The organism is Streptomyces sp. CNQ329 (assembly GCF_000482585.1).
This window is the reverse complement of sequence record NZ_AXVU01000147.1, coordinates 1-1430: the sequence shown is the minus strand read 5'-3', so window position 1 is coordinate 1430 and position 1430 is coordinate 1. Positions and strand designations below refer to the sequence as shown.

The 1430-nt window shown below is 71.6% G+C and carries 1 protein-coding gene; it reads right to left on the bottom strand.

The genetic code is table 11. From position 1 onward, the window contains the following. Nucleotides 1-1430, bottom strand: a 1430-nt coding sequence (locus tag I003_RS0129455; protein ID WP_027774710.1) for a M28 family metallopeptidase, incomplete at both ends; no start/stop codon positions are given.

Below are 1430 nucleotides of genomic sequence, written 5' to 3'. Positions count from 1 at the left end.
CCCCCGCCGCTGCCCTCGCTGCCCTCGGTGGGCACGGACGACACCGGCTCGCGCAGCGAGCTGACGTCGTGCGCGTAGGTGCCGACGGCGTTGGCGATGACGTCGATGTTCGCGTCGAACGCCGGCATGCTGATGTTGTCCAGGTCGTCGCACGCCGTGTGGTAGCACGGGTCGTACGCCACGCCCGCCGTGCCGCCGAACTTCGCGGCCTGCGCCTCGGTCTTCGTCCCCTCCGCGCCCGTGAACGTGCCGCCGGACGGGATGCCGACCTCGATGAACGGGCCGTAGTCGGAGCGGCCGGTGAAGTCGGTGCCCTCGTGCGGGATCCCCTTCTTGTCCATGAAGTCGGTGATCTGCCGCTCCAGTTGCGCCGAGCCCTCCGGGCCCGGGCCCTCGCCGACGGCGTCGGAGTCGTCGCCGTCGTAGACGAAGAGGCCGTAGTTCGGCGAGGCGACCATGTCGAAGTTCAGGTACAGCTCGATGTCCCGCAACTGGCGCGGGGTCAGCCGGCCGACGTAGTCCGTGGAGCCGACGAGGCTCAGCTCCTCCGCCGACCAGAACGCGAAGCGCACCCGGTTGCGCGGCTTCTTCTCCGCCTTCGCCAGTTCCTTGGCGACCTCCAGCAGCGCCGCCGAGCCCGAGGCGTTGTCGTTGATGCCGGCGCCCTCGGGGACCGAGTCGAGGTGCGCGCCGAGCATGACGGTGCGGTCCTCGGCGCCGCGCTTGGTCTCGGCGATGACGTTCCGCGTGGTGCGCGGCTCGACGATCATCTGGATATCGACGTGGACGGTGACCTCGCCCTGCGCCAGCAGCCCGGTCAGCGCCTCGCCCTCGGCCTTGGTGATGCCGCCGGTGGGCACCTTGACGGCGTCGGCGTCGCCGAGGGTGCCGTTGAGGGCGCCCTCGGTGTTGTTGTAGATCACGGCGGCGGCGGCGCCCGCGTCCGCGGCGTTGCCCTGCTTGACGGCGAAGTCGCAGCCGCCGCGCTGGATGAGCGCGACCTTGCCGGTGTAGTCGCCGCCCGCGAAGTCGCCCGGCTCGCAGCCCGAGGTGCCGTCGGCGTCGACGGGCGCGGCGGCCAGCGGCGCGTCGAGGCCGCCTTTGGGGGTCGCCTTCGAGAAGGTCATCGCGTAGATCTCGATGTCCCGCGCCTCGGGCGAGACGACGGCGAACTCGTCCTTCAGCGTCTCGGAGTAGGTGAAGTCGAAGGTGTCGTACGCGACGTCGTAGCCGGCCTTCTTGAGCTGGTCGTAGACGTACGCGGCGGATGCCTCGTAGCCCGGCGAACCGGCCGCGCGATGGCCGCCGTTGCGGTCGGCGAGGCGCTGGAACGCCTTCAGGTGCCGGTACGCGTCCGAGGCGCTGGACGCGCGCACCAGCTCACGGGCGAGCTTCGCGCCGTCCTTCGCCGGGGGCGCGGCGCCGGCGGG